Origin of the sequence: Streptomyces sp. NBC_00988 (assembly GCF_045162645.1) — a bacterium.
Lineage (GTDB): Bacteria > Actinomycetota > Actinomycetes > Streptomycetales > Streptomycetaceae > Streptomyces.
In genome coordinates, this window is the sequence record NZ_CP108730.1 from 8,078,241 (window position 1) to 8,104,335 (window position 26,095).

Here is a 26,095-nt window from a genome sequence, read left to right on the forward strand (position 1 = left end):
GCGCGGGGCTGTATTGATCTGCGGCTCCGCCGCGAGGCGCGACCGGCCCCCACCGGGCCGCACTGTGAACTCAGGCCAGCAGCCCGGACGCCTTCCACAGCCGTCGCCCCACACCCCGCAGCACACCAATGTCGTCGAGGAAGGCCGTCAGTTTCTTCGACCCGTTCTGCATGACCTCCCGCCGATGCCCACTCGCCCGCACCTGGGCCACCGCCTCCGCCCGATCGAGCCCTGCGTTCGTGTAGACCTCAGGGTTGACGAAGGCGATGGAGAAGATCCGCGCGAACTCCCCGGAGGTGACCCGCGTGAACTCCTGGGACCACCGCGGCGCGGTGATCATCTGCCGCCTCAACTCCTCCCGCGCGTACCGGACATGACGCGCCTCCTCGACGACATGGATCCGCGTGACCCCCCGGACCAGCGTCTGCACCCGCTCGTCCGGAAACGTCAACCGCTGCATCCAGTCGAGGACTTCCTCCCCGAGCAGCGTCGCCGTGAACGAACCGGGCGTCGTGGAGATGGTCTTGAAGAGCCGCCCGAGGTTCTGATGGGCACGGCTCACCGGGTACCAGGGGGCGTCGCCCCGCGAGATCAACCGCGCGAACATCTTCGAGTGCCGGCACTCGTCCTCGATCTCGGTCAGCGCGTAGCGCACGTGCGCACTCGTCGCCGCCTTGTCGTAGATGTGCCGGACGAGCAGCTGCATCAGGATCAGCTCGAACCAGATACCCAGCGAGGCGAGCGCCGCGGCCTCGTGCTGGGAGAGCAGGATGCGCTGTTCCTCGCCCATGCGTTTCCACAGCGGGGTGCCATACAGGGACACCAATTCCGGCGGCCAGAACCACTTGCCGTCCTCGAAGGGCGCGTCCCAGTCCAGCTCCTTGTCGGGATCGAAGGAGTGCTTGGCGGAGGACGCGAGCAACCGCTCCGCGACCTGCTCGCGGTCCTTCAGCAGCCCGAGCGCGTCACGCAGCCCGTCGACCGCGTCGGCTTCGGTCAGGGTCGTCATGGTTCTCCCACCTCGCGGATCGGCGTGTTACCCGGGGTCACATCCTCCGATGTCTTATGAGACTGCTTGTCAGCAAGCTCGTCAATCCCCTCGACGGGACTTTGTTCCGCTACACCGAACAGCCCAGCCCCTCCGGGATGTCGACCGGCGGCACCGACTCCACCGGCCCCGCCCCCTGTGCCGGGAACGACGTCCGCAGCGTGAACGCGTACGGCGACGGGCCGTGCGCCCGCAGACGCAGGAGCCGTTCCTCCGCCTCCGCCACCGTGGGCCGGTGGCCCGCCGGAACCCACCACAGGACCGCCATCGCCTCCCGCACCCGCTCGAACCACTCGCGGCGGCGGGCCGGCAACTCCCTGTGTTGGCCTTGGTACATGAACGCGGTGAGGGCGTCCGGGTCGCGCCACACCGACATGTTGACGATCAGCCAGTCGTCGCCGAGGACCGGGACGTCGGTCGCGTTGCCGGTGTCGGACTGGAGGCGCCAGACGAAGCCCTCGGCGGTGTCGGAGGTGGCGTTCACGGGGTCGAGGGCCGCCACGAAGTCCGTCAACTCCGGGGAATCCAGCGGGAACTTGAGGCGGCCGACGTTGGCCTGGGCGAGTTCGTGCGCGGGTGTCGTTAAGTCATCGGTCATGACCGAACGGTAGGTCGGCGTGCTCGGGCCCCGGTACCCCCGTCTCAGGAACCGAGCACCGCCTCCATCACCGCCTTCGCGATCGGTGCCGCGTCGCCGCCGCCGCTGATGTCCGACCGGTCCGCCGACGCGTCCTCCACCACCACAGCGACCGCCACCTTCGGCTCCATGTCCCGCTCACCCTGCGCCCAGGACACGAACCAGGCGTACGGCGTACCGGAGTTGCCGATGCCGTGCTGGGCGGTGCCGGTCTTGCCGCCGACGGTCGCGCCGGGGATGGCCGCGTTCGTGCCGGTGCCTTCGGTGACCACGTCCTCCATGAGTTCCTTCATCTGTACGGCAGTTGCGGGGTGTATGGCCTGGCGGACGGGGCGGGAGCCGGGCGTCGACACCGTCTCGCCGCCCCGCCTCGTCGTCCGTTCCACCAGGTACGGCTCCCGCACCTGCCCGCCGTTCGCGACCGCCGCCGCGACCATCGCCATCTGCAACGGCGTGGCCCGCGTGTTGTACTGGCCGATCGACGACAGCGCCAACTGGGCTTTGTCCAGGGTCGTGTCGAAGGTGCTGGGGGAGACCGAGAACGGGATCCGCGCGTCGGTGTCGTTGAAGCCGAACGCCTCCGCCGTGGTGCTCATGTCCTTCACGCCCACGTCCACGCCCAGCTTGGCGAACACCGTGTTGCACGACCACTCGAAGGCGGAGCGCAGCGGCGCGTCCACGCAGCCGTCGCCCTCGTTCGTGAGGGTCGTCGACGTGCCGGGAAGTGTGTACGGGTCGGGGGAGTCGGTCGCCGCGTCCAGGTCCGTCACCACGCCCGCGTCGAGCGCCGCCGCCGCGGTGACCACCTTGAACGTCGAACCCGGCGGATAGGTCTGCCGTACCGCCCGGTTGAGCATCGGCTTGTTCGGGTCGGCGTTCAGGCGGGCCCAACTGCGGTTCGCGGAACGGCTGTTGCCCGACAGGGCGCCGGGGTCGTAGGACGGGGTGGAGACCAGCGCGAGGATGCGGCCGGTGGACGGTTCGATCGCGGCTACCGCGCCCGTGCGCGCGCCGAGTCCGGCGAACGCCGCCTGCTGCGCGGCCGGGTTGAGGGTGGTGACGACGTTGCCGCCGGGGTTCTGGGCGCGGGTGAGGTCGTTCCACAGGGGGAACGGGGAGAGCATCGAGTCGGTGCCGGCGAGGATGCCGTCCTCGGAGTGTTCCAGGAACGTCGTGCCGTACTCCTGCGAGGCGAAGCCGGTGACCGGCGCGTACAACGGGCCGTTCCTGTACGTCCGTTCGTAGCGGAGCTGCTCGCCGGAGTCGCGGGAGCCGGTGATGGGCTTGCCGCCGACGAGGATGCCGCCTCTCGGCTGGTCGTAACGGGCGATGGTGTGGCGGCGGTTGGCGATGTTGTCGTCGTAGGAACGGGACTGGAAGACCTGGATGCGGGTGGCGTTCACCAGCAGGGCGAGCAGGAGCAGGGTGCAGAAGGCCGCGGCGAGGCGGATGTGACGGGTCATGGAGTCGGTCACGCGGCCACCTCGATGTCGTACTGTCTGCGGGACGAGTCGCTCAGCCGGATCAGCAGGGCCACGATCGCCCAGTTGGTGACGACCGAGGAGCCGCCCTGGGCGAGGAACGGCATCGCCATGCCGGTCAGCGGGATCAGGCCCGTCACCCCGCCCGCGATCACGAACACCTGGAGCGCGACGATCGAGGCGAGCCCGACCGCGAGCAGCCGGCCGAAGGGGTCGCGCAGTGCCAGGCCCGCCCGGTAGCCGCGCTCCACGAGAAGGCCGTAGAGGATGAAGATCGCGGAGAGGCCGGCCAGGCCGAGTTCCTCGCCGGCCGTGGCCAGGATGAAGTCCGACTTGGCGGCGAAGCCGATGAGGATCGAGTGGCCGAGGCCGAGGCCCGTGCCGAGCATGCCGCCGGCCGCGAACGCGAAGAGGGACTGGGCGAGTTGGTTGGGGCCCTGGCCCGCGTCGATCGACGCGAAGGGGTGCAGCCAGTCCTGGACGCGGCTGTGCACGTGCGGTTCGAGCCAGCCGACGGCGACCGCGCCGAGGGCCGCGAGCAGCAGGCCGACCGCGATCCAGCCGGTGCGGCCGGTGGCGACGTAGAGGAGGGTCACGAACAGGCCGAAGAAGAGGAGTGAGGTGCCGAGGTCGCGTTCCATGACCAGGACGCCGACGCTCAGCAGCCAGATCGCGACGATCGGGCCGAGGACCCGGCCGGTGGGGAGCTGGAGGCGCCAGACGCGGCGGCCGGCGTAGGCGAGCGCGTTGCGGTTGGCCGCGAGGTACGCGGCGAAGAAGACCGCCAGCAGTACCTTCGCGAACTCGCCCGGCTGGATGGAGAATCCGCCGATCCGGATCCAGATCCGGGCCCCGTTCACGGCCGGGAAGAGGACCGGCAGGGTGAGAAGGACGAGGGCGGCGGCCACGCAGACGTAGGCATAGCGCTGGAGCACGCGGTGGTCGCGCAGGGCCACGACCACGACGATGAAGAGGGTCACGCCCAGGGTGGACCACACGAGTTGGGTGGGCGCGGCCCGGTCGCCCGGGGTCTCCAGGTCGAGCCGGTAGATGAGGACGAGCCCGAGGCCGTTGAGGAGGACCCCGATCGGGAGGAGGAGCGGGTCGGCGTACGGGGCCCGCAGCCGCACCGCGATGTGCGCGAGCAGGGCGAGCACGCCGAGCCCGGCGCCGTAGCCGGCGGCGCCGGGCGGGACCGTGCCGTTCTTCGCGAGACCGACAGCGCAGTAGCCGTACACGGAGAGGAGTACGGCCACGACGATGAGGGTGAGTTCGATGCCACGGCGCCGGGGGAGGCGTACAGCGGGTGTGGGAAGGTCCGCTGTGACGGTGGTTCCGGCGTTGGTCATGTCCGGAACTTACCCAAATGGTGCGGGTTGTGTGCCTTGGGTGGGGAGTGTGTCTCGTCCGTCAGCACCAGCGGGGGGCGGGGCCGATGTTGTCGATGTAGCGCGCCGAGCCCCAGGCCCAGGTGCCGTCCGTGAGGAGGTACCAGAGGGGGTTGCCCCCGACGTTCGAGCCGCCGGTCTTGCAGAAGATCGAGACGCGCTCACCGCGGTAGGCGTACCGGATGATCCTGCTGCCGCGGTCCGGGCGGGAACGCAGGGCGAGTTGACTGGCCGTGACGACGCCTCGGTACAGGCGCGGGTTGTCGTGATCGCCGTGGTCGCCCTGGTGGTCGTAGTCACCGCGGCCGCCGAATTCGTCGTCACCCTGCTGGTTCCACCCGCCGTCGTCCTGACGGCTGACGCCCGGGTCTTCGTCGCCCCATTCGTCGTCGGCCACGGCGGGAGTGACAGCGGCGGCGGTGACCAGCGCACCGGCGGCGACCGCTATACCGAGCCGGCGGAGGGAGAGGCTGAGGGACATGGGGGAACCTCCAGGGGTGGGGCGAACCTGACTAATCGCCACATTAGGAGGGGGGAGGGGGGCCCGCTCGTCACACTGGTCCACACGAGCACCGACAGGGGCGCGGGGCTGTGCCGATATGCGGCTCCGCCGCGTGGGCGCGACCGGGCTCCACCGACCCGCGGCCGACGAACTACCGCTCTCCACCTATCCGAGCGCTATCCGAGCGTCAACGTCGCAAGCGCCCCGCCACCATCGCCGGCGTCCACATTCGCGAACTCCAGCCGCGCCCCCAACACCTCCGCCTGCCCCAACGCGATGGTCAGCCCAAGCCCATGCCCCGTAGCGCCCCCCTCCGTACGGAACCGCTGAGGCCCATGCTCGACGAGGTACTCCGGATACCCGTCCCCGTGATCCCGCACGGTCACGACCGCCCCGTCGACGGTGACCACGACCGGCCCCCGCCCATGCCGGTACGCATTGGCGACAAGATTCCCCAGCACCCGCTCAAGCCGCCGCCGATCCGTCTCCACCCACCCGTCCCGTACGACGACGACCTCCGCGTCCGCCCCCGACGCCCGCACGACCCGCTCGGCCACCGCCCCCAGCCGCTCGGCGTCCAGCTCCAGCTTCTCCCGCCGCGTATCGAGCCGGGAGATCTCCAGCAGATCCTCGGTGAGCGTGCGCAACGCGGCGACCCGGTCCCGCACCAGTTCCGTCGGCCGCCCCGGAGGCAACAACTCGGCCGCCGCGTGCAACCCGGTCAACGGCGTGCGCAACTCGTGCGCGACATCCGCCGTGAACCGCTGCTCGCTGAGCAGCTTGCCCTGCAACGACGAGGCCATCGTGTCGAGCGCGGCGGCCACCGCGGCGACCTCGTCCTGCGGCAGGGTCGCGTCCTTCGTACGGGGATCGTCGACCCGCGCGTCCAGGTCACCGGCACTGATCCGCCGGGCGACCTGCGCCGTCCCGTGCAACCGCCGGGTCACCCGGGTCACCGCGAACGCGCCGACCAGCAGCGTCGCCCCGATCGCCAGCGCGGAGGACCAGACGATCGCCCGGTCCAGTCCGGCGATGGTGCTCGAACCCTGCGAGTAGTCGACCCCGACGGCCAGCACCCGGTCGCCGGAGGCCGGGCCTGCCGCCCACATCGTGGGGCGCCCCCGGTGCGTGCCGACCATCGTGCCGCGCTCCCCGGCCCCCGCCAGTTGCCGCAGCGGAACGGGCAGGTCCTCGGGGTCGACGCCGGCGCCGTGCACGAGCGAGTCCCCGGCCTCGTACTGCGTCGTCGCCTCCTTCAGCCGCGACAGCGCGAGGTCGCGGGCCTGGCCGACGGTCTGGTCGGTCACCGAGACATGCACGAGTACGCCGAGCAGGGCGGCCAGCGCGCAGCACATCACGGTGATGAACACGGCCGCCTTGAAGGCGAGGGTCCCGGCCCAGCGGGGCAGCGCGAGCCTCATCACGGGGTCGCCGAGGGGGACGTAGGAGAGGCGGGGGACCCGGGAGGCGCGGGGGTCGCGCGGCGCACTCCGTGCTTACGGCTGCCCGTGCGCAGGAACTCGTCGTGGGTCAGCAGCATCGCCTTCTGGTCCGCGTCCCAGGTCCACTGCACGCGGTACTCGTACCCCGCGAGCTCCGAAGGCGAGCGGATGATCACCGAATGCCCGGCCAGTTCGACCCCGCTGACCGCGTCGTCGTTGGCCATGACCTGCACGAGCCGGTGCTTCTCGACGGTGTAGACGCGCACCGCGGTCATCTTGGTCGGCAGCAGCCGGAACCCGAGCGTCAGGTCGTCGCGTCCGTCGCCGGTGAGATCGCGGTAGTAGGGCTTGAGAACGGGACAAGCGCTACGGTCCCCACCTTTCTCGCAGTCGCCGATCCGCTCGGCGGTCCCCCGGTACGGCGCCTTGGAGCCGTCGTAGTCACTTGGGTTCGCGGCGATCTCGGCGCGTACGACGGCGATCGGATCCACCTTGTGGATGTCGTCGCCGGGGACGGTGATGCCCTTCACGGTCTCCGTGTCCGCCTCGTCGAAGTCGTAGGCGGGGGAGGAGGCGGGCGACAGATTCGGCCAAAGCTTGGCGGGGCTGGTCGCCGTGGGTGTCGCCCCCGAGGCCCGCAGCGCGCCGGTGTCGCCGCAGGCCACCGCGGTCGCGAGCAGCAGGGCGACGGCGGCGGTGGTGCGGGCGGCGCGCACGGGACGGCCGGGGCGACTGGGGGGCACTGCTCTCCTGCGGGGCGCTGGTGTGGGACCCGTACACCCTATTCGTAGGGAAGTCCTTTTTGTTCATATGTGCGGGTGGGTTGAGGGAACGATTACTCGGCCAGCTCCTCCAGCAGCCGGGCCGTGGAGAGTCCTGTCCGCAGGTACTCGACGAACAGTTCGTTGTGGAGGGCCCACGGGGAGCGGCGGGAGCGGATCAGCCGTATCGCCTCGTCGGTGGAGTACCCGCGGCGGACCAGCGCGTGGGCGATGACCAGGCCCGACCTGTTGTAACCGTGGTAGCAGCGGACGAGGACCTTCCGCCCCTCGTCCAGCGCGTCGCAGGCGGCGACGGCCAGCCGCATCACGCCGGCCAGCTGTGTCCCGTCGAGCGGCCCGTCCGGAATCGGCCACACATGGTGCTCGACGCCGGTGTCGGGCCCGTGCCCGGGCAGCCGTAGCAGCGTCTGCACGAGATCGAACTCGTCCCGCACCACCGCGAACTCCAGTTGCCCCGACCGCCCCCTGAACTCGTGTCCGCCCATCCACAGACCGGGCGTGATCTCGCTCCACGGACTGTCCGGAGCGGGTACGTCGGGTTGCTTCCTGCGCGTCCGCAACGGCGCCTCCCCAAGCCCCAGCGACTGACCCAAAGGTAACCGGGTTCTTGCCCCTTGAGCACCCCGCCTGTTCCCATGGTCGAGGGGTGATGGTGCATGAGCGGACTGCGCGTCATACCGACCTGGCGCCATGGTCAGGAACGGCTGTACGTCTGTCACACCGACGGAAGGAACGTCGCCTGGTACGACAGGGAGGCGGCCCGGATCAACCTGCTGAGCGAGGACCGCAGAGAGGACGTCCTGCACGCCCTCGGCCCCTTCCTCACCGGCCCGGTCACGGTGGGCCCACCCCCGGTGCCGACCCCGGCGGAACTGGCCCGCCTGACCCTCCACCCCGACGACGACCTGGCTCCCAACCGTCCAGGCGAGGCCCTCCACGTGGCCCTCGACCGCGACCCGGGCCCCCAACACCGCCTCCGACCCGACCCCCGCCGCCGAGCCCTGACCGCGGAACAAGCGGTAGGCGAAGCCCTGGACGCCCTGGACGGCGCGGGCTGGCACGCCCTCCACTCCATCCCCCTCCCCGGCGGCGACCGCCTCCACCATCTGCTGATCGGCCCCGGCGGCCTCTTCGCCCTGCACACGCTCTACGCCCGCAAACAACGCGTCCAGATCACCGACCCCATGATCACCCTGGGCCGCCGAGACCCCCTCCCCCTCCTCCGCCGAGCCCGCTCCGACGCGGCCCGAGCGTCGTACGCGCTGACGGCCGAGGTCCACCCGGTCCTCGCCCTGTCCGGCCCGGCGGACATCAGGATGACGACTCCACTGCGCGAGGTGCGCGTACTCCAGGACACGGAACTGTCCGGACTGGCAAGGACGGGCGGGGTGTTGAAGCCGGCGGATGTGGAGGCGTTGCATGCGATGGCGAGGGACCGGCATACGTGGGGGAGGGTTTGAGGCGAGCCTCTTCGGAGCGGGTGCGCATCATCGGCCCGTGCGGCGGAGTTGTCGGCACCGTCTTGGGGCGAGTTCGTCGCGTGTGTTTTCAAGTGGACGTTGGGCCGCCCGCTCGCTTCTCCAACGGGCTGGAGCGGCCCGAGTCAAGGGTGGAGCGCAGCGGAATCGGCGTAGCCGACGCGACCGTAGGGAGCGCCCTTTACTCGGGCCGTGGAAGCCCGACACTGGCCAAGAAGCGGGCGGCCCAACGTCCACTTGAAGAGAGCCAGGCGTATCCCTACGTAACCCTCGTCAAGGCAGGGCTCCCGCTCGTCCGGCGTCGAGCAACGGCTTCAGCAGATCGCCGTACTCAAGCAGCCGTGCCTCCAACTCCCTCGCCGTGAAAGCAAGTTGATCCGGTTCCCTGCACATCGACACCTCCTCCCACGTCACCGGCGCCGACACGCACTCCACCGCCCGTGCCCGCAACGTGTAGGGCGCGGCCGTGGTCTTCCGCGCGGCGTTCTGACTCCAGTCGACGAACACCTTCCCCACCCGCAGACTCCGCGTCATCCGATGCACGACAAGCCGAGGCAGAGCCGCCTCCGCCTCCACGGCCAACGCCTTCGCGTACTCGACGGCCCGCTCGGAAGACACCGGCGCCACCCCCGCCAACAGATGCAGCCCCTTCGCCCCGGACGTCTTGACGTACGCCTCGATCCCATCCGCCGCCAGCCGCTCCCGCAGCCACACCGCAACCTCGCAGCACTCCACGACGGTCGCAGGCGCCCCGGGATCGAGATCGAAGACGAGCCGGTCGGCAAGGCCGGGCGCCCCGATCACCCACTGCGGCGTATGGAACTCGGTGACAAGATTCGCCGCCCACATCAAGGACGCCAGATCCTGCACCAGCACCATCCGGGCCGGCCCCTCCGACCGGGGCACCTCCGCGGTGGTGACCCAGTCGGGCGTACCGGGCGGCACGTTCTTGGTGAAGAAGACCTGGCCGTCAGGCCCGTCCGGATACCGCAGAAAGGACACAGGCCGGTCGCGCAGATGGGGCAGCAGAACCTCGGCGGTGGTCGCGTAGTAGTGCAGGACCTCGCCCTTGGTGAAGCCGGTCGCCGGGTACAGCACCTTGTCCAGATTGCTGAGCGCGACCCTTCGCCCGTCCACCTCTGTGATCGGCGTCATACGATGAGAATCCCACGAAAACATGATGAACCGGACGCGAGTCCGGCGTGAACCGAAAACGGAAGGCGGGTGCGGCAGGTGCGATCCATATGGAACGGCGCCATATCCTTCGGCCTGGTCAGCATCCCGATCAAGCTGGTGAACGCGACCGAGAGCCACTCCGTCTCCTTCCGTCAGATCCACACGGAGGACGGCGGCCGCATCCGTTACCGCAAGGTCTGCGAACTGGAGGACCGTGAGGTCGCCCAGGCCGAGATCGGCAAGGCGTACGAGGACGCGGACGGCACGATGATCCCGATCACGGACGAGGATCTGGCACAGCTGCCGATCCCGACGGCGAAGACGATCGAGATCGTGGCGTTCGTGCCGGCCGACCGGATCGACCCGCTCCAGATGGACGCGGCGTACTACCTCTCCGCGAACGGCGTCCCCGCGGCCAAGCCGTACACCCTGTTGCGCGAGGCGCTGAAGCGCAGCCAGAAGGTGGCCATCGCGAAGTACGCGCTACGAGGCCGCGAACGCCTCGGCATGCTGCGCGTGGTCGACGACGTGATCGCCATGCACGGCCTGCTCTGGCCGGACGAGATCCGCGTCCCCGAGGGCGTCGCCCCCGACACGAACGTCACCGTCCGCGACAAGGAACTCGACCTCGCGGACGCCCTGATGGACACGCTGGGCGAGGTCGACCTCGCGGATCTCCACGACGACTACCGCGAGGCGGTCGAGGAAATGATCACCGCGAAGGCCTCCGGCGAACAACCCGCGACGACCCCGTCCCCGACCCCCGGCGCGAAGGTCCTGGACCTGATGGCGGCCCTGGAGAAAAGCGTCCGAGAGGCAAAGGAGTCCCGAGGCGAGGAACCGGAAGCCAAGCAAACACAGACAAAGGCCGAGGTCAGACGTATCTCCCCCCGGGCAACCCCCAAACAGGCCCCCGGCAAGAAGTCGACCTCCACGGCAACAAAGAAAACAACAACGGCGAAGAAGTCCCAGTCCGAGTCCCCGGCGAAGAAGCCGACACGCACAACCAAAAAGACAACAGCCACGAAGTCCACCGCGACCGCAAAGAAGACCCCAGCAAAGAAGGCAACTCCCCGCAAGCGATCGGCTTGAGCCGCACCTTCCTTGCGAGTTCCCGCGGAGCTCTACCCCAACTCGCTGGCACGGCAACGAAGTTGACCGCGACGACAAAAGCCTCCGGTGAAGAGGGCAGCTCCCGGCAGGCGATCGGCTTGGGCCGCACCTTCCTTGTGTATCCCTGCGCAGCGCTACCCAACCCACCGATACGGCAGCGAAGTTGGCCGTGCCGATGCGAGTCTCCGGCGAAGGAGGCGGCTCTCTCTGCAAGCGAGTGGCTTGGGCTGCAGCTTCCTTGCGGATTCCCGCGCAGCGCTATCCAACTCACTGGCACGGCAGCGAAGTTGACCGCGCCGGTGACAGCCTTCGGCGAGGAGGGCGGCTCTCTGCAAGCGAGTGACTTGGGCCGCAGCTTCCTTGCGGATTCCTGCGGTGCGCGACCCAACCCACCTGCACGGCAGCGAAGTTGACTGCGCCGATGAGAGCCTTCGGCGAGGAGGGCGGCTCCCGGTATGCGAGTGACTTGGGCCGCAACTTCCTCGCGGGTTCCCGTGCAACGCGACCCAACCCACCTGCACGGCCACGAAGTTGACCGCGACGACAAAAGCCTCCGGCGAGGAAGGCGGCTCCCGGCAAGCGATCGGCTTGAGTTGCAGCTTCCTCGCCGGTCCCCGCCCAGAGTCACCCTGCCCACCACCACAACCGCCACCAAGCTCACCACGACCGCGAAGAAACCCTGGCAAAGACCCCGGCAATCAAGCCCCCCGGCAAGCACCCGGCCTGAGTCACGGCCTCTTTGCCGACCCTCGCGTGGCGCCCCGCACCCACCACCACCCCCACGCCCGCGAAGAGACCACGGCAAGGATCCACGCAAAGACCCCGGCAACGAAGCCCCCCCCGCAAGCAACCAGCCCAAGCCGCAACCCCCTCGCCAACTCCGTGAAGCGCTACACCCGCCGCAACGCCAACACCGCGTTGTGCCCCCCGAACCCGAACGAGTTGCTCAACGCGAGATCCCCGGCCCCGGGCAACTCCCGCCGAGCCCCCATCACCACATCCAGCCCGATCGAGTCGTCCAGCTCACCCGCCGCCCCCAACGTCGCCGGCACCACCCCGTGATGCAACGCAAGCACCGTCGCCACAGCCTCCACCCCACCCGCAGCCCCCTGCAGATGCCCGAGATGCCCCTTGATCGCCGTGACAGGAACGTTTCTGCGACCGAACACCGCCCGCAACGCCCCCGCCTCGGCAAGATCCCCCTCCACCGTCGCCGTCGCATGCGCGTTCACATGGACGACGTCAGCGACATGCCCGCCCGCGTCCCGCACCGCCCGCCGCACGGCGAGTGCGACCCCGGCGCCGGACGGATCCGGCGCCGCCATGTGGTGCGCGTCGGCGGACAGCCCCCACCCGGCCGCCTCGCAGTGGATCCGCGCTCCACGCGCGCGTGCGTGTTCCTCGGCCTCCAGGACGAGCACCCCCGCGCCCTCCCCGTTCACGAACCCGTCCCGGTCCCTGCCGAACGGCCGTGACGGCGACGAACCGTCCGCCAGCCCCCGCGTGGACAACGCCCGCATCGCCGCGAACGACGCCATGATCGCCGGCGTGACGACCGCCTCGGCCCCGCCCGCGAGGGCGATGTCGACACGGCCGTACCGTATGCGGTCGATGGCCGCCCCGATCGCCTCCGTGCCGGAGGCACACGCCGCGGTGACCGTGCGGGCCTCGCCGGTGATGTGCAGGTCGAGGGAGACCTGGGACGCGGCCTGCGACGGAACGGTCATGGGCGTGGTGAGCGGCGAGACGCCGCGCGGCCCCTTGTCCCGCAGCTTGCGGTCGCCGCCGACGAGCACGGACGCGTCCCCGAGGATCGCGCCGAGGCTGACCCCGACCCGTTCGGGATCGAGCCCGCTCTCCCGCGTGCCGCCCGCCACGAACCCGGCGTCGTCCCACGCCTCCCGCGCGGCCAGCACCGCGAACTGCGCGGCCCGGTTCATCCGCCGCGCCGCCTGCCGCGGCAGCAGCTCCATCGGATCGACGGGTACGGTCCCGGCCACCCGCACCGGCAGCTCCGCGAACTCCTCGCCGTCCAGCTCCCGTATCCCGTGCCGCCCGTCGAGCAGCCCCCGCCACAACTCGTCGACCCCGACCCCGAGCGGCGTCACGGCCCCCAGCCCGGTGACCACGACCCGCCGCGGCCCACCCGCGGCCGCCACCCGCTCCGGCCGCGGATGATGCCGTACGACGAACTCGCCACCGCCCCCCACACCGGCCCCCGGCGTTTCCGCACCGCCCCGCGCACCAGCCCCCGGTGCCTCCACATCAGCACCCGCCATCTCGGAGCCGGCCCCCGAACCACCCCACCCCCGAACCTCCGCATCGGTCAGAACGTCGTCCCCCGACCCCCCGTCCAGATCCCGGTGCCACACCCCCCACCGCCGCACGTACGACACCTCGTCCGCCCCCGGATCCACCACCCGCAACGAACTCACCCGGTCGCCCTCCCGGAACCCGACGGACGCGAGGTCGTCGGAGACGAGTCGCGGCACCGCCCCGACGTCCAGTCGCCGGCACCCGCTGATCACCCGGCGGTCGCGGCCGAGCACCTCGGCGTGGTCCGTGCCGCCGAGCGGTGGGCGCAGGGTGACGCGGATCGTCTCGGGGGTCTCGGGGAGGGTGTGGGTGACGACGTACCAGCAGGCGCGTTCGGCGTCGGCCGGGGTCAGGGCGATCAGGTCGCCCGGGATGACCTCGGCGGTGGTCACCGGGTGGGGAGCGAAGGGGACTTGCGACGAATCGGATGAATTGGACATATCTCGCACACGCTTCCTGGGGACTGAACGGACTTATGCCCTACGGCAAACCATCCCGAGTGAACTGGACCAAACCGGAAAAAGCCACGGTTGAAAGATGAACCTGTTACGCCCCGGGAGCTCTCAAGGTCCGCTGAAATGAGGCGAGTTGTCCAGTTGATCACCGGGGTTATGTGTGGAACATCACTTTCGCGGCCGTCGCAGTCGTCCCCGTACTCACTTGTTCCCTGGATTTAACGCGAGGCCCTCTGGCAACTCCCTTTCTACGCGCGTAACTTGAGCCGACTCCCCACAGGCACCCGGTATCGGCAGCTACACGAAGCACGAGGAGACCGCCAGCGTGTCCAGACCTGAAGGGCGCAGACCCCGCGCCCGCCGCACCGCCCAAGCGATCGTCTCGGTGGGCGCGGCGGGAGCGTTCGCCTTCACCGCCCTGCCCACCGCGTCCGCAACTCCCTCCGCCTCGGCGGTCGTTGCGGAGGTGTACGGCGGCGGGGGCAACTCGGGAGCCACCCTGACCCGGGACTTCGTCGAACTCGGCAACGCCGGTTCGGCGGCCTACGACCTGTCGGGCTACAGCGTCCAGTACCTGCCCGGTACGCCGTCCTCCGGCTCCACCTGGCAGGTCACCGCCCTCACCGGCGCGATCGCCCCCGGCGCCCGCTACCTGGTCGGCGAGGGCACCGGCAGCGGCGGCACGACCGCGCTGCCCACCACCGACGCCACCGGCTCGATCGCCATGAGCGCCACCTCCGGCACGATCGCCCTGGTCTCCGGCACTACCGCGCTGACCTGCAAGACCGCCGCGGACTGCGCGGCCGACCCGAGCATCGTCGACCTCGCGGGCTACGGCACCGCGGTCGTCCGCGAGGGCAGCGGCCCGGCCACCGGCGCCTCCAACACGGCCGCGGTCGCCCGCGCCGACTCGCTCGCCGACACCGACGACAACGCGGCCGACTTCACCGCCGGTACCCCGTCCCCGGTCAACTCGGCGGGCCAGACGCCCGGTTCGGGCGACGGCGGCGGTGGCGACGGCGGCTCGCCCACCGACCCCGGCACCGTCCGCGTCCACGACATCCAGGGCACGACCCGCCTCTCGCCGTACGCCGGCCAGACGGTCACCCGCGTCCCCGGCATCGTCACCGGCGTCCGCAGCAGCGGCTCCCTCGGCTACTGGATCCAGGACCCCACGCCCGACACCGACCCGCGCACCAGCGAGGCCGTGTTCGTCTACACCGGTTCCGCCAAGCCCACGGTGGCGGTGGGCGATTCGGTCCTGGTCACCGGCAAGGTCAGCGAGTACTACCCGAGCAGCACCAGCCAGTCGAACACCGAGATCGGCGGCCCGACCACCACGGTCCTCTCCAGCGGCAACGCCCTGCCGGACGCCGTGACGCTGGACGCGACCTCGGTCCCCGACGCCTACATCCCGACCGCGTCCGGCGGCAGCATCGAGTCCCTCGCGCTCCAACCCACCGTCTACGCCCAGGACTTCTACGAGTCCCTGGAGGGCATGCGGGTCACCTTCGCCGACGCCCGCGTGGTCGGCGCGAGCGACGCGTACGGCGAGCTGTGGGTCACCGTGAAGCCGGACGTGAACGCCACGGCACGCGGCGGCACCCTGTACTCGTCGTACGACCAGCCCAACACCGGCCGCATCGAGGTGATGTCGCTCGACACCACCTCAACCTTCCCCGCGGCCAACGTCGGTGACGAACTGTCAGGTGTCACGACCGGCCCCCTCGACTACTCCACCTACGGCGGCTACAACGTCCAGGCCACCCAGCTCGGCACCCTCGTCGACAAGGGCCTGAAGCAAGAAGTGACCCGCCGTCAGAAGAAGGACGAGCTCGCGGTCGCCACGTACAACGTGGAGAACCTGGACGCGCTCGACACCCAGGAGAAGTTCGACCGGCTCGCCGAGGGCGTCGCGGTCAACCTCAACTCGCCCGACATCGTGGCCCTGGAGGAGATCCAGGACGACAACGGCGCGACGAACGACGGCACGGTGACGGCCGAGGGAACCCTGAAGCGCTTCACGGACGCGGTCCGCGCGGCCGGCGGCCCGGCGTACAAGTGGCGCTACATCTCGCCGACCAACAACCAGGACGGCGGCGAGCCCGGCGGCAACATCCGCCAGGTCTTCCTCTTCAACCCCAAGCGGGTCTCCTTCACCGACCACCCGGGCGGCGACGCGACCACGGCCACCAGCGTGGTGAAGACCCGCAAGGGCGTCGAACTCACCTACTCCCCGGGCCGTATCGACCCGGCCAACGCGGCCTGGGAGGACAGCCGCAAGCCGCTGGTCGGCGAGTTCACCTTCCAGGGTGAGCAGGTCTTCGTGATCGCCAACCACTTCATCTCCAAGGGCGGCGACCAGCCGATCCACGGCCGCTACCAGCCCCCGGCCCGCAGCTCGGAGACTCAGCGCGCGGCCCAGGCGGCGGAGGTCAACACCTTCGTCAAGTCCCTGCTGGCGGCGGACAAGAACGCCAAGGCGGTCGTCCTCGGCGACCTGAACGACTACGAGTTCTCCCAGACGGTGACCACCCTGACGGCCGACAAGGTACTCAAGCCCCTGATCACCACCCTCCCCGCCGCCGAGCGCTACACCTACGTCTACGACGGCAACTCCCAGACCCTGGACCACATCCTGACCAGCCCCGCGGTGACGTCCTTCAACTACGACGTCGTCCACATCAACGCGGAGTTCGCGGACCAGGCGAGCGACCACGACCCGCAGATCGTCCGGATCGACCTGTCGAAGTGCCGTAGGCACTAGGGCCTGTGTGATGTCGTGATCAAGCGGTTGCTTGCAGCAGGTCGTTGATCCAGATCATCGAGGCGCGGAGGTGGAGGCCGGCGAGATAGCTCTCGGGCGTCTTGTCGTATCGAGTCGCGATGCCCCGCCAGGCCTTCAGCTTGTTGATCAGGCGCTCGACGGTGTTCCGTTCCTTGTAGAGATCGGCGTCGTGACCTGTGGGCCGGCCGCCCCGGCTGCCTTTCCTCTTCCGGTTGGCGGCCTGGTCCTTCTTCTCCGGGATGACGGCCTTGATGCTGCGTTTGCGCAGGTAGGAGCGGTTGGCGCGGGATGAGTAGGCCTTGTCCGCGGCGACAGCCCCGGGCCGGGTTCGGGGACGGCCGACCGGCAGACGGACCCGCACCTTCTGCAGCACGGGGGCGAATTGCGGGCTGTCAGCAGCCTGTCCCGCGGTCAGGACGAACGACAAGGGACGGCACTTGCGGTCCGCAGCGAGATGAATCTTGCTCGTCAGCCCGCCTCGGGACCTGCCGAGCAGGGCTTCCTTCAGACGGAGCTTGCGCCGTCGCCTGAGGTGCCGCAGTTCTTCCCGGCCGGGGGCGTCGCGTCCGTCCTGTCCGTTCTGTTCCGGCGGGCCGCCCCCTTTTGCCGGGCCCGTTCCTGGTCGGCGGCGGCTTCCTCGAGGGCGTCCATGACTTCCTTGCCGATGCGCATCCCGGCGGCGTCGTGGTGGGCACGGACGGTGGTGGAGTCCACGCTGACCAGGGACAAGTCGGCCTGCTCCTGCCGGGCGGCCTCAGCGATCATGCCTTCCAGTAATGCGGTGAAGACGCCGGCGTCCCTCCAGACGCGGAAGCGGCCGTAGACCGTCGGCCATGGGCCGAACTCGCCCGGCATCTCCCGCCACTGGCTGCTGGTGCGGAACCGCCAGATCACCCCCTCGAACTGCTTACGCAGCCGCTCAGGGTACGGACCGTAATCGCCTATCGGCAGGAACGGTTCGATCAACTGCCACTGCTCGTCGCTGAGTTGCCTGCGCGTCACGAACGCCTTCCTACCGGATCCGCGTTCCAGACGGATCCAGATCGGCACGATTGATCACGACATCACACAGGCCCTAGCGCTGTTGAGGGGTGATGGGGCGGAACGGCGTGAGCCGTTCCGCCCCATCACCCTGACCGACCGCCTCCCGGTCCCGGGCAGGGCAACCCCCAAAGGGCGCGGGGCTGTGACATGTGCGGCTCCGCCGCGCGGGCGCGACCAGCCCCAACGCACCCGCACTCGCAAGACAACACAAGCTACGCAGACGTAAGGCGCACGCCCCGGTCCGCCACACTCCGCCCCGTCCCCATGACCAGTCCGACCCCTACGGCCAGCCCCAACGCGGGCAGCACCGGGAACCGCCCGCCATAGGCGAACCCATGCCCGGCGAACCAGATCAGCGCACACACACTCGCCGCCATCCCGCCCCACAACGCCCAAGGCCGACGCGGGAGTTCAAGCGGCAGATCACCCGGCCGCGTCCGCTCGTACACCACCGCGAGTCCACGCTCCAACGGCCGCAGCCCCGCTACGACCCCCACCAGCACGACCCCGAGCACGGCCAGCCAGGGCACCCGCAGCGCCCACCAACTCCCGGACCCGTAGGCTGGTTCGGGCGCGAGCCCGGTGAGATAGAAGGCGGCGGCGACGATCAGCACCGGCATCATGTGCCACAGGTAGAGCGTCATACTGGCGCCGCCCAACGGCCTTACCAGTCCCCAGAGTTGCTCGCGCGCCAACAGCCGCCGCAGCACGGGCGCGAGCAGCAGCGCCAGCCCGACCTGGCCGACCTGGCCGACCGCCCAGGCCAGCATGGCGGCGGACGGGGGATTGGTGTTGCTGGGACTCTGCCCGGTCACCAGGATCAGACTCACCGGGAAGGGCCCGAACGCGACCAGCGCGGCGAAGGCGACCGCGCCGCCAGCGGCCATGCAGGCGGGGAGGGCGGACCGTTCGGTGAGCAGCATGTCCCGCCAGCAGAAGCCCAGTTGATAGGCGACGCCCCACACGAGCACGTAGTTGAGCAGTCCTACGAAGGGCGTGTGCAGGGTGACGACGAGTGCGTCGGCGCCGAGCGCGACCACCCCCATCACCACCGGAACCCGCAGCCCCCACCGCCGATGTGCCGCGTGCAGCACGGGAGTTGCCGCGCTGAGCAGCAGATACACCGGCAGGAACCAGAACTGCATGGCCATCGCCCACCCGACGAGGGCGAGGATGCCGGGGTCCACGCCGACCGCCGAGCAGATCGCGACGGCGACCAGCACCAGCCCGCTGTACACCCCGGCCGGCAGCAGCAGCCGTAGCGCCCGCTGCCCCACCCAACCGGTCGCCGTACGGCCTTCGTTGCGGGCCCGTGCCCAGGATCCGCCGGCCGCGTGCCCGCCGGCCAGGAAGAACAGCGGCATGATCTGGAAACCCAGGGTGAGCCACTGGGTCCAGGGCGCGGTGGCGAGCAACTCCGGTGCGGTGATCACCCCGTTGGGATCCCGCACCAGCCCGGTGATCAGCCAGTGCCCGAACACCACCAGCACGATCGCCCACGCCCGCAGGAAGCCGACGTAGCGATCCCGGCCCCCGCTGCCCCCGCTCAAGTCCCCCATGGGACGCCATGGTGCCGCCGGTGGGCGGCAGTTGCGGGGGAGTGGCGCCGTCCCGCAACCAATCCGTGCCCGTCACGACACCCGCCGTCGATCCGCGGCCGACCCGCCGTCGCCCCACAAGTCTCTTGACCCGCCCTTGCCTTGACTCGCCCCTGTCAACGCTGCTTCTCTGAGCCCACACAGCGAATTGGTCTGCACCAATATCGCGCAGGGATTGAATCGATTCACCCCCCGTCCCCCGTGGAGGTCGCGCATGCGTACCCGATCGAGATCCCGTTCCCTCGCCCGTTCCTTCGCCTGTTCTCTCTCCCGTTCCGTGCCCCGTTCCCTGTCCCGCTCCCTCTTCTCCGCCGCCCTGCTGACCGGAGCCCTCGCGGCCGCCGGTCTCACCGCGGCGGCCCCCGCGTTGGCGGCCTCCGCCCCGAACGCCTGGCCCGCCCACGTCTTCGCGCCGTACTTCGACGCGGGCTCGGGAAACGTTTCCCTCACCGATGTGGCCAACAACTACGGCACCAAGTTCTTCACCGCCGCGTTCGTCGACGGCCCCGGCTGTCAGTGGCAGGTGCCGGGCCAGTCCGCCCTCCAGTCGCAGATCGACGGCATCCGCGGCCTGGGCGGCGACGTCTCCGTGTCCTTCGGCGGCTACACCTCCGACACCGCGCTCACCGAGATCGGCGACTCCTGCTCCAGCCCGGAGGCGGCGGCAGCGCAGATCGAGAGCGTCATCACCACCTTCAACCTCTCGCACGTCGACTTCGACATCGAGTCGGCGTCCCTCACCAACTCCTCCGGCATCGACCGCCGCGACAAGGCCCTTGCCCAGGTGCGCACTTGGGCCGCCAGCAGCGGCCGCGCACTGTCGATCTCCGTCACCCTCCCCGCCCTCCCCAGCGGCCTGTCGGGCGACGGCCTGAACGTCCTCAACAACGCGCGCTCCAACGGCTTCACCCCGGACGTCGTCAACCTGATGACCATGGACTACGGCTCCTCGGGCACCGACATGGGCAACGCGGCCAACACGTCCGTGGACGCGGCGGCCGGCCAGGTCGCGAGCGCCTTCGGCATCTCCACCTCCGCCGCGTACGCCAAGCTCGGCAACACCCCGATGATCGGCCAGAACGACAGCGCGGGCGAGGTCTTCACCCTGGACAACGCCCGCAGCGTCGAGGCCTTCGACGCCTCTCGGGGGATCGCCCTGACGTCGTACTGGTCGCAGAACCGCGACAACGGCGGCTGCGCGGGCTCGACTTCGGCCCAGAGCACATGCAGCGGCGTCAGCCAGAACTCCGGTGACTTCGCCCGTATCTTCCAGGCCTTCACCTCCGGCAGCAGCAGTGGTGGCGGGGACACCGGCTCAACTGTGCAGTCCCTGCCCGGGACTTGGGCCCAGTGCGCGAGCGAGAACGGCACCTGCGCGGTCAGCGGCACGACGGCCGTCGCCTACGGCGCGAGCGGCAGGTTCAACTACGCGACGGAGACCGGCTCCACGCCCTGCACCAACGCGGTCTTCGGCGACCCGATCTCCGGCACCGCCAAGTCCTGCTACGGCCAGAGCGCCCCGCCCGCCACCAACGTCTGGACCTCCTGCGCCGCCGAGGGCGGCACCTGCGCCTTCTCCGGCGTGATGACGGTGGCCTACGGCGCCGGCAGCTCGTTCAACTACGCGACCCTGCCCGGCGGTACGGCGTGCACCAACGCCGTGTTCGGCGACCCGGCCGCCAACACCGCCAAGTCCTGCTACCTGATCGGCGCACCGCCGTCCTTCGCCACGTGGACCAACTGCGCGGCGGAAGACGGGACTTGCACCTTCTCCGGCACCCACGAGGTGGCGTACGGCGCGGCGGGGCGGTACGTGTACCGGTCCGTGTCCGGGTCGACCGGGTGCAGCAACGGGGTCTTCGGCGACCCGGTGTCGGGCACGGCGAAGTCCTGCTACGTGCAGTAGCCGTACATCCGGAGTCGATACCAACTGCTCTTGATCTCCCTTCAGTTGGCCGGTGGATTGAACGTTTCAATCGGTTTCGATCCACCGGCCGTCGACTCCCGCCGCTCCACGTCCTGCTACCTCACCGGCCCACCCCCGACCACCACGACCTGGACGACCTGCGCCGCGGAGGCCGGCACCTGCACCTTCACCGGCACCCACGAGGTCGCCTTCGGTGCCAACGGCCAGTACTCCTACGGCAGTTACACGGGTGGCACCCCGTGCACGAACACGGTCTTCGGAGACCCGATCTCCGGAACGAGCAAGTCCTGTTACGTCCAGTAACGCACTCCTCACGAGGAAGGCCGGACGATGTTCAGATCGAAGTTGAGAGGAAAGGCCGCGCACGCCACCGGACGTAGGTCGAGATCGAGATCGAGGTCGAGACGTCTGGTCTGGCTGGCGACCCTGGCCCCGGTGGTCGCCCTGCTCTACGGCACCACGACCGCCCAGCCCGCGCTGGCCGCCGACCCCGGAGCCCCCTCCGGCTGGTCCACCGTCTTCACCGACGACTTCAACGGCTCGGCGGGATCGGCCCCTTCGTCGGCCAACTGGAAGTTCGACACCGGCCCGGGCTCCAGCTTCGGGACCGGTGAGATCGAGACGATGACCGACTCCACCGCCAACACCCACCTCGACGGCAACGGCAACCTGGACATCACCGCCCTGGGCTCCGGCAGTTCGTGGACCTCGGGCCGGATCCAGACCCCGACCGCGAACGTGGGCGCACCGGCCGGCGGCAAGCTGGAGGTCGCCGCCTCCATCCAACAGCCCAGCCCCTCAAGCGGGTTGGGCTACTGGCCCGCGTTCTGGATGCTGGGCCCGGGCCAGTGGCCGGAGAACGGCGAGATCGACATCATGGAGGACGTCAACGCCCTCTCCGACGTGGCCGGCACGATCCACTGCGGCACCTCACCGGGCGGCCCCTGCAACGAGGGCGCCGGAATCAGCAGCGGCCTGCGCGCCTGCTCCGGCTGCCAGAGCGGCTTCCACACGTACTCGATGATCCTCGACCGCACCAACACATCGGCGGAGACGATCACGTTCTACCTGGACGGCAGCGCCTACTACTCGGTCTCCGAGGCCCAAGTGGGCACCGCCACCTGGCAGGCCGCCTTCGACCACAACCAGTCGATCATCCTGGACCTGGCGATGGGCGGCACGTTCCCCGACGCGGCCTGCGGCTGCACAACACCGTCCGGCTCGACGACATCGGGCGGCACCCTGAGCGTCGACTACGTAGCGGCGTACACCACAACGGGAAGCGCCACAGGCTCCACCACCCAAGCCCTGCCCGGCACTTGGCCCCAGTGCGCGGCGGAGAACGGCACCTGCACACTCAACGGCACCTCGGCGGTGGCCTTCGGAGCGAACGGCCGCTTCAACTACACGACGGCGACCGGCTCAACTCCCTGCACTACGGCCATCTTTGGCGACCCGACCTCGGGGGTGGTGAAGTCCTGCTACGCGGAATCAGCACCCCCGGCAACCAACATCTGGTCCGCGTGCGCGTCCGAGAACAACACCTGCTCGTTCTCCGGCGTGATGACGGTCGCGTACGGCGCCGCCGGTTCGTACCGCTACGCCACGCTGCCGGCCGGCACCCCGTGCACCAACGCGGTCTTCGGCGACCCGATCCCAGGCACGGCGAAGACTTGCTACGTCGTATCGCCGCCCCCGTCGTTCGCGACCTGGACGACATGCGCGGCGGAGAACGGAACCTGTTCCTTCTCCGGCACCCACGAGGTGGCGTACGGGGCGAACGGCCAGTACTTCTACGGCAGTTTCGCGGGCGGCACCCCCTGCACCAACACGGTGTTCGGTGACCCGGCATCAGGAACGGCGAAGTACTGTTACTACCAGTAACGATGCGCAGGTGGGAGGCCCGCCGTTACCCACTTTCGGGTGACGCTCCCGGCGGGCCTGGGGTGGCGCACCGTGGCGAAGGCGGAACCCGGTCCAGCGCGCACTAGGTCCGTCGCCCAGCCAGGGCGTCAACCTGGTGCATCACGCACATAAATGGACGGTACAGCCGACAGTCACGGAAATACGACCGACTCGTAACACGATTCACGTATCGCTCATATCCCGTCCGCCCGGTGGAGAAGGTGTGGGTGTGCGGCCAACAGGCCGCCACCCGCACACCGCACAGCCCGGGATCCGGCCGTAGCCGTATCCGGGGAAGTGCCCGCACCATGCTGGGGGAACCCGTGACCTCTTCACCTTCCGTGTCCGTCCGCCGTCTGGCCGCAGCCGCTCTGGCTGCCGGCGCTCTCGTCGGCGCGGCGGCACTGCCGGCGACCGCGGCCGACCACGCGGCCCGGCCGAGCGTGGAGATCAGCCGCGTGCAGTACGACTCTCCGGGACCGGAGGACCGCTCCAACCGCTCCCTGAACAACGAGTGGGTGGAGATCACCAACCACACCCGCAGCGCCGTCAACCTCGACGGCTGGAAGCTGTCGAACAAGGACGGCCAGACCTACACCTTCCACCACTACCGCCTGGACGGCCGCGCCACCGTCCGCGTCCACACCGGTGTCGGCCGCGACACCAACCGCGACCTCTACCAGGACCGCCACAACTACACCTGGGACAACCGCTCCGACACCGCCACCCTCCGCAACGACCACCGCCGCCTCGTGGACGACACGTCCTGGGGCAACCACGGGGGCGGGCACGGCGGCGGCGGTCACAACGGCGGCGGCCACGGCGGTGGCGGTCACAACGGTGGCGGCGGTCACAACGGTGGTGGCGGTCACGGGGGCGGCGGCCACCACTGATCACCACCTGCACTACGACGTCATGACGCCCAGGCGGTGACGTAATTCCGGCGGCGCGCTTCCCCTGCCAGGGGCGGCGCGCCGCTCACGTCTGCGCCGGAGAGGCGCGAACACGGCTGCCCTGCCCACCCGTTCGCGCCAACGGCCCAGGTGGGTAGCCTCGTCCCGACCACACGGCAGGGACGGGGGCTTTCACACGATGGCGAAGAAGCCGGTACGCGCAGCACTGGGAGACATCTGGCTCAAGTGCCAGGTCTGCCAAGGAGATCTGTTCCGCGAACGGGGCATCCTCCTCAACAGCACCGGCATGGAGTTCATGAACCTGGCCTGGGCCGACGAGAACGCCACCGGCCTGATCTGCTGGCGCTGCGGCTACGTCCACCTGTTCGTGAACAAGGACATCAAGCTTTACCGGGCGGACAAGTAGGTGAGACCGCGTAGCCAACTGGGTGATTCGGCCGAGCTGTTGGGGTTGGCGACGACCGGCGCTGGAGAGACGGGCGAGTCGACGGACGACGCGAGCAACGGGCGGATTCCCGATCCACTCCACCTCTCTGCGGCGCGCCTACCGAGTCCCGCCAACCGGTCCGGCGACCTGGGCCCGCTCTGCGGCGAGTAGACGCGCGAGGTCGTCGCGCGCACCGTCGAGCGTGGCGAGCATCTGCAGACGGGTCTGCTCGAAGTGGGGTTCGGTCTCGACGCCGAGGTCGTGCCGCAACGTGACCCGCAGCAGATACACACCGTCGGACAACGGCTCACTGAACCATGTTCTCGCCCGCTGACAAGCACCGTTGAGGTCGGGGCTGCTGGGCAGCTGCCTGACGACCGAATACCCGACTCCAAGCGCCCTGTTGAGAGCCGAGGCCACGTCCAGGACGTCCCTCGCCAGCGCCATCTGAGCCTGCGAATACTCGTCGGCCCAAGCTTCCTTGGCGGCGTCGAGAAGCGCCGGGTCGACACTCTCACCGCGTTGGGAGGCTTCTACGGCGTCTCGCGCAGCGACCCGGTAAGCGCGAGCGGTGGTGTTCAGACGGGCGTAGAGATCTCGCCGGGTCTGTATCGCATGCTCGTGACGCTCCTGCTCCCGCTCACGATCAGCACGCCGGTCCTGCTCCCGGTTGGCACGCTGGCTGAGCAGCGTCCCGCCCAGAGTTCCGCCCAATGTCCCTCCGACACTGATGACCGCGACGGCAAGCGTGGTCACATCCACGAGATCCCCCAACTCGTCCATCCTCTGCCCGCGGCCGACGCCTGATGACGGCGTTGATCACCCCAACCCGCGGCACTGCCCCAAGATCCTGCCCACCCCTTGTCCACAGACCCTGCCACGTGACCACCACGGGCCGCACCCGCCCGCACATACGCGAAGACCCCGTCCTCAGCTGACGCGCTGACGGCGGGGTCTTTGGGCACCTAATCAAGGTGCCCCCGGCAGGATTCGAACCTGCGCACACGGCTCCGGAGCCCAGGTGAGACCGTGCCGCTTTTGTGGGCCTGACCTGCGGGGGAGCGGCATCCAAGATGCCTGCTGACCAAGGTCATTACGCCCCTATTACGTGGGCGGCCTGTCACGAGTCTCGGGCGGCCCGTATGGTCGATCACGTCAACCGGGTGCAGGGGAGGAAGGTTGAGCGCGGACGTGTGGACGGGGGTCACTGCTGTGGTGTCGCTCTTCGCACTAGTCACCGCGGTAGCCGCGTATCGGAGGCAGCGTCGGGCAGAGGACTTCAAGCTGGCTCGCGACCTGCACATTGATCTCACCAGCGGGGACGTTGCAAGGGCACGCGAAGACCTCGGCACCCTCGTGTACGACGGTGGCCGCATCACCGATGACGATCTCCCACGTGTCCGCAACTCCTACTTCACGGTCCTCTGGTGCTTTGAGCGCATCTACGCCGGTCGATGTGCCATCGCCGACGGGTGGTCTTTCGGAAACAAGCCCCTGAAGTTCCTGGACCGCATGGTCGGGTGGCAGGTGCGGTACTGGTCAGAGAACGTTGGCGACGTGAAGCAGGCACTGGAGGACCGGCTTGGAGTCCAGTTGTCTGATGGGAACTCGCGGCTGGCGCTCGACGCGCTGAGCCACGACATCTCCAGAACTGAGTGAGCCGGGGCACCCAAA

At 69.5% G+C, this 26,095-nt stretch carries 21 protein-coding genes and 1 pseudogene; 9 read left to right on the forward strand and 13 right to left on the reverse strand.

Annotation, left to right across the window (positions count from 1 at the left end; all coding sequences use genetic code 11):
* Positions 1–70: 70 nt before the first annotated feature.
* From OG496_RS37305 to OG496_RS37340, 8 genes are all read right to left on the reverse strand, one after another.
* Positions 71–1,009: a diiron oxygenase gene (locus OG496_RS37305; protein WP_405973996.1), complete on the reverse strand. Its 939-nt coding sequence runs from the start codon at positions 1,007–1,009 to the stop codon at positions 71–73.
* Positions 1,010–1,118: 109 nt separating this feature from the next.
* Positions 1,119–1,646, reverse strand: a complete 528-nt coding sequence (locus OG496_RS37310) for a DUF3291 domain-containing protein (protein ID WP_405973997.1) — start codon at positions 1,644–1,646, stop codon at positions 1,119–1,121.
* A 44-nt stretch (positions 1,647–1,690) separates the two neighbouring features.
* Positions 1,691–3,148 carry a penicillin-binding transpeptidase domain-containing protein gene (locus OG496_RS37315; RefSeq protein WP_405976790.1) on the reverse strand — a complete coding sequence of 486 codons (1,458 nt, stop codon included), beginning with the start codon at positions 3,146–3,148 and terminating at the stop codon, positions 1,691–1,693.
* Between the two features lie 8 nt (positions 3,149–3,156).
* Complete coding sequence (locus OG496_RS37320; protein WP_405973998.1) at positions 3,157–4,515, reverse strand: FtsW/RodA/SpoVE family cell cycle protein; 1,359 nt, start codon at positions 4,513–4,515, stop codon at positions 3,157–3,159.
* Positions 4,516–4,576: 61 nt separating this feature from the next.
* Positions 4,577–5,035 (reverse strand): SH3 domain-containing protein, encoded by a 459-nt coding sequence (locus tag OG496_RS37325; RefSeq protein ID WP_405973999.1) that lies wholly within the window; start codon positions 5,033–5,035, stop codon positions 4,577–4,579.
* A 197-nt stretch (positions 5,036–5,232) separates the two neighbouring features.
* Positions 5,233–6,477, reverse strand: a complete 1,245-nt coding sequence (locus OG496_RS37330) for an ATP-binding protein (RefSeq protein ID WP_405974000.1) — start codon at positions 6,475–6,477, stop codon at positions 5,233–5,235.
* Positions 6,477–7,241, reverse strand: coding sequence for a hypothetical protein (locus tag OG496_RS37335; RefSeq protein ID WP_405974001.1), 765 nt, complete (start codon positions 7,239–7,241; stop codon positions 6,477–6,479). The genes OG496_RS37330 and OG496_RS37335 overlap by 1 nt, the downstream gene beginning before the upstream one ends.
* A 92-nt stretch (positions 7,242–7,333) precedes the next feature.
* Positions 7,334–7,840 (reverse strand): dual specificity protein phosphatase family protein, encoded by a 507-nt coding sequence (locus tag OG496_RS37340; RefSeq protein WP_405974002.1) that lies wholly within the window; start codon positions 7,838–7,840, stop codon positions 7,334–7,336.
* A 96-nt stretch (positions 7,841–7,936) separates the two neighbouring features.
* Here OG496_RS37340 and OG496_RS37345 point away from each other — a divergent pair, with 96 nt between their 5' ends.
* Positions 7,937–8,740 (forward strand): nuclease-related domain-containing protein, encoded by an 804-nt coding sequence (locus OG496_RS37345; protein ID WP_399387210.1) that lies wholly within the window; start codon positions 7,937–7,939, stop codon positions 8,738–8,740.
* A 291-nt stretch (positions 8,741–9,031) separates the two neighbouring features.
* Here the strand turns inward: OG496_RS37345 and ligD are convergent, their stop codons facing one another.
* A complete protein-coding gene (gene ligD / locus OG496_RS37350) occupies positions 9,032–9,913 on the reverse strand; it encodes a non-homologous end-joining DNA ligase (protein ID WP_405974003.1) in 882 nt (293 codons plus the stop codon).
* Positions 9,914–9,982: 69 nt separating this feature from the next.
* Here ligD and OG496_RS37355 point away from each other — a divergent pair, with 69 nt between their 5' ends.
* The gene (locus OG496_RS37355; protein WP_405974004.1) at positions 9,983–11,026 is read left to right on the forward strand and encodes a Ku protein; all 1,044 of its coding nucleotides are present in this window, start codon (positions 9,983–9,985) and stop codon (positions 11,024–11,026) included.
* Positions 11,027–11,937: 911 nt separating this feature from the next.
* On the opposite strand, the gene OG496_RS37360 is transcribed toward OG496_RS37355, so the two are convergent.
* The gene (locus OG496_RS37360) at positions 11,938–13,803 is read right to left on the reverse strand and encodes a beta-ketoacyl-[acyl-carrier-protein] synthase family protein (RefSeq protein WP_405974005.1); all 1,866 of its coding nucleotides are present in this window, start codon (positions 13,801–13,803) and stop codon (positions 11,938–11,940) included.
* 400 nt (positions 13,804–14,203) lie between these two features.
* Here OG496_RS37360 and OG496_RS37365 point away from each other — a divergent pair, with 400 nt between their 5' ends.
* Positions 14,204–16,585: an endonuclease/exonuclease/phosphatase family protein gene (locus OG496_RS37365; RefSeq protein ID WP_405976791.1), complete on the forward strand. Its 2,382-nt coding sequence runs from the start codon at positions 14,204–14,206 to the stop codon at positions 16,583–16,585.
* A 19-nt stretch (positions 16,586–16,604) separates the two neighbouring features.
* Here the strand turns inward: OG496_RS37365 and OG496_RS37370 are convergent.
* Positions 16,605–17,608 (reverse strand): annotated as a pseudogene (locus tag OG496_RS37370) (IS5 family transposase).
* Between the two features lie 254 nt (positions 17,609–17,862).
* Positions 17,863–19,209 (reverse strand): acyltransferase, encoded by a 1,347-nt coding sequence (locus tag OG496_RS37375; protein ID WP_405974006.1) that lies wholly within the window; start codon positions 19,207–19,209, stop codon positions 17,863–17,865.
* Between the two features lie 253 nt (positions 19,210–19,462).
* On the opposite strand from OG496_RS37375, the gene OG496_RS37380 reads away from it, so the two are divergent.
* The 5 genes from OG496_RS37380 to OG496_RS37400 all read left to right on the forward strand — a co-directional run bounded on the left by OG496_RS37380 (position 19,463) and on the right by OG496_RS37400 (position 24,400).
* Positions 19,463–21,154 (forward strand): chitinase, encoded by a 1,692-nt coding sequence (locus OG496_RS37380; RefSeq protein WP_405974007.1) that lies wholly within the window; start codon positions 19,463–19,465, stop codon positions 21,152–21,154.
* 57 nt (positions 21,155–21,211) lie between these two features.
* Positions 21,212–21,478: a hypothetical protein gene (locus OG496_RS37385; RefSeq protein WP_405974008.1), complete on the forward strand. Its 267-nt coding sequence runs from the start codon at positions 21,212–21,214 to the stop codon at positions 21,476–21,478.
* Between the two features lie 132 nt (positions 21,479–21,610).
* Entirely contained in the window at positions 21,611–23,059 is a 1,449-nt protein-coding gene (locus tag OG496_RS37390; protein WP_405974009.1) for a glycoside hydrolase family 16 protein, read from the forward strand.
* Positions 23,060–23,388: 329 nt separating this feature from the next.
* Positions 23,389–23,973 (forward strand): lamin tail domain-containing protein, encoded by a 585-nt coding sequence (locus tag OG496_RS37395; RefSeq protein WP_405974010.1) that lies wholly within the window; start codon positions 23,389–23,391, stop codon positions 23,971–23,973.
* Positions 23,974–24,172: 199 nt separating this feature from the next.
* Positions 24,173–24,400 (forward strand): hypothetical protein, encoded by a 228-nt coding sequence (locus OG496_RS37400; RefSeq protein ID WP_366489882.1) that lies wholly within the window; start codon positions 24,173–24,175, stop codon positions 24,398–24,400.
* 138 nt (positions 24,401–24,538) lie between these two features.
* Here OG496_RS37400 and OG496_RS37405 read toward each other — a convergent pair whose 3' ends face one another.
* On the reverse strand, positions 24,539–25,204 hold the full coding sequence (locus OG496_RS37405) for a hypothetical protein (protein ID WP_405974011.1): 666 nt from the start codon (positions 25,202–25,204) through the stop codon (positions 24,539–24,541).
* 396 nt (positions 25,205–25,600) lie between these two features.
* Here OG496_RS37405 and OG496_RS37410 point away from each other — a divergent pair, with 396 nt between their 5' ends.
* Positions 25,601–26,080, forward strand: coding sequence for a hypothetical protein (locus OG496_RS37410; protein ID WP_366098268.1), 480 nt, complete (start codon positions 25,601–25,603; stop codon positions 26,078–26,080).
* The last annotated feature ends 15 nt before the right edge of the window (positions 26,081–26,095 follow it).

Coding starts and splice junctions, on each gene's coding strand:
- OG496_RS37305 (WP_405973996.1), bottom strand. CDS start 1,009: ATGACGACCCTGACCGAAGCCGACGCGGTCGACGGGCTGCGTGACGCG.
- OG496_RS37310 (WP_405973997.1), bottom strand. CDS start 1,646: ATGACCGATGACTTAACGACACCCGCGCACGAACTCGCCCAGGCCAAC.
- OG496_RS37315 (WP_405976790.1), bottom strand. CDS start 3,148: ATGACCCGTCACATCCGCCTCGCCGCGGCCTTCTGCACCCTGCTCCTG.
- OG496_RS37320 (WP_405973998.1), bottom strand. CDS start 4,515: ATGACCAACGCCGGAACCACCGTCACAGCGGACCTTCCCACACCCGCT.
- OG496_RS37325 (WP_405973999.1), bottom strand. CDS start 5,035: ATGTCCCTCAGCCTCTCCCTCCGCCGGCTCGGTATAGCGGTCGCCGCC.
- OG496_RS37330 (WP_405974000.1), bottom strand. CDS start 6,477: ATGAGGCTCGCGCTGCCCCGCTGGGCCGGGACCCTCGCCTTCAAGGCG.
- OG496_RS37345 (WP_399387210.1), top strand. CDS start 7,937: ATGAGCGGACTGCGCGTCATACCGACCTGGCGCCATGGTCAGGAACGG.
- ligD (WP_405974003.1), bottom strand. CDS start 9,913: ATGACGCCGATCACAGAGGTGGACGGGCGAAGGGTCGCGCTCAGCAAT.
- OG496_RS37360 (WP_405974005.1), bottom strand. CDS start 13,803: ATGTCCAATTCATCCGATTCGTCGCAAGTCCCCTTCGCTCCCCACCCG.
- OG496_RS37375 (WP_405974006.1), bottom strand. CDS start 19,209: ATGGGGGACTTGAGCGGGGGCAGCGGGGGCCGGGATCGCTACGTCGGC.
- OG496_RS37380 (WP_405974007.1), top strand. CDS start 19,463: ATGCGTACCCGATCGAGATCCCGTTCCCTCGCCCGTTCCTTCGCCTGT.
- OG496_RS37395 (WP_405974010.1), top strand. CDS start 23,389: ATGCTGGGGGAACCCGTGACCTCTTCACCTTCCGTGTCCGTCCGCCGT.
- OG496_RS37400 (WP_366489882.1), top strand. CDS start 24,173: ATGGCGAAGAAGCCGGTACGCGCAGCACTGGGAGACATCTGGCTCAAG.
- OG496_RS37405 (WP_405974011.1), bottom strand. CDS start 25,204: ATGGACGAGTTGGGGGATCTCGTGGATGTGACCACGCTTGCCGTCGCG.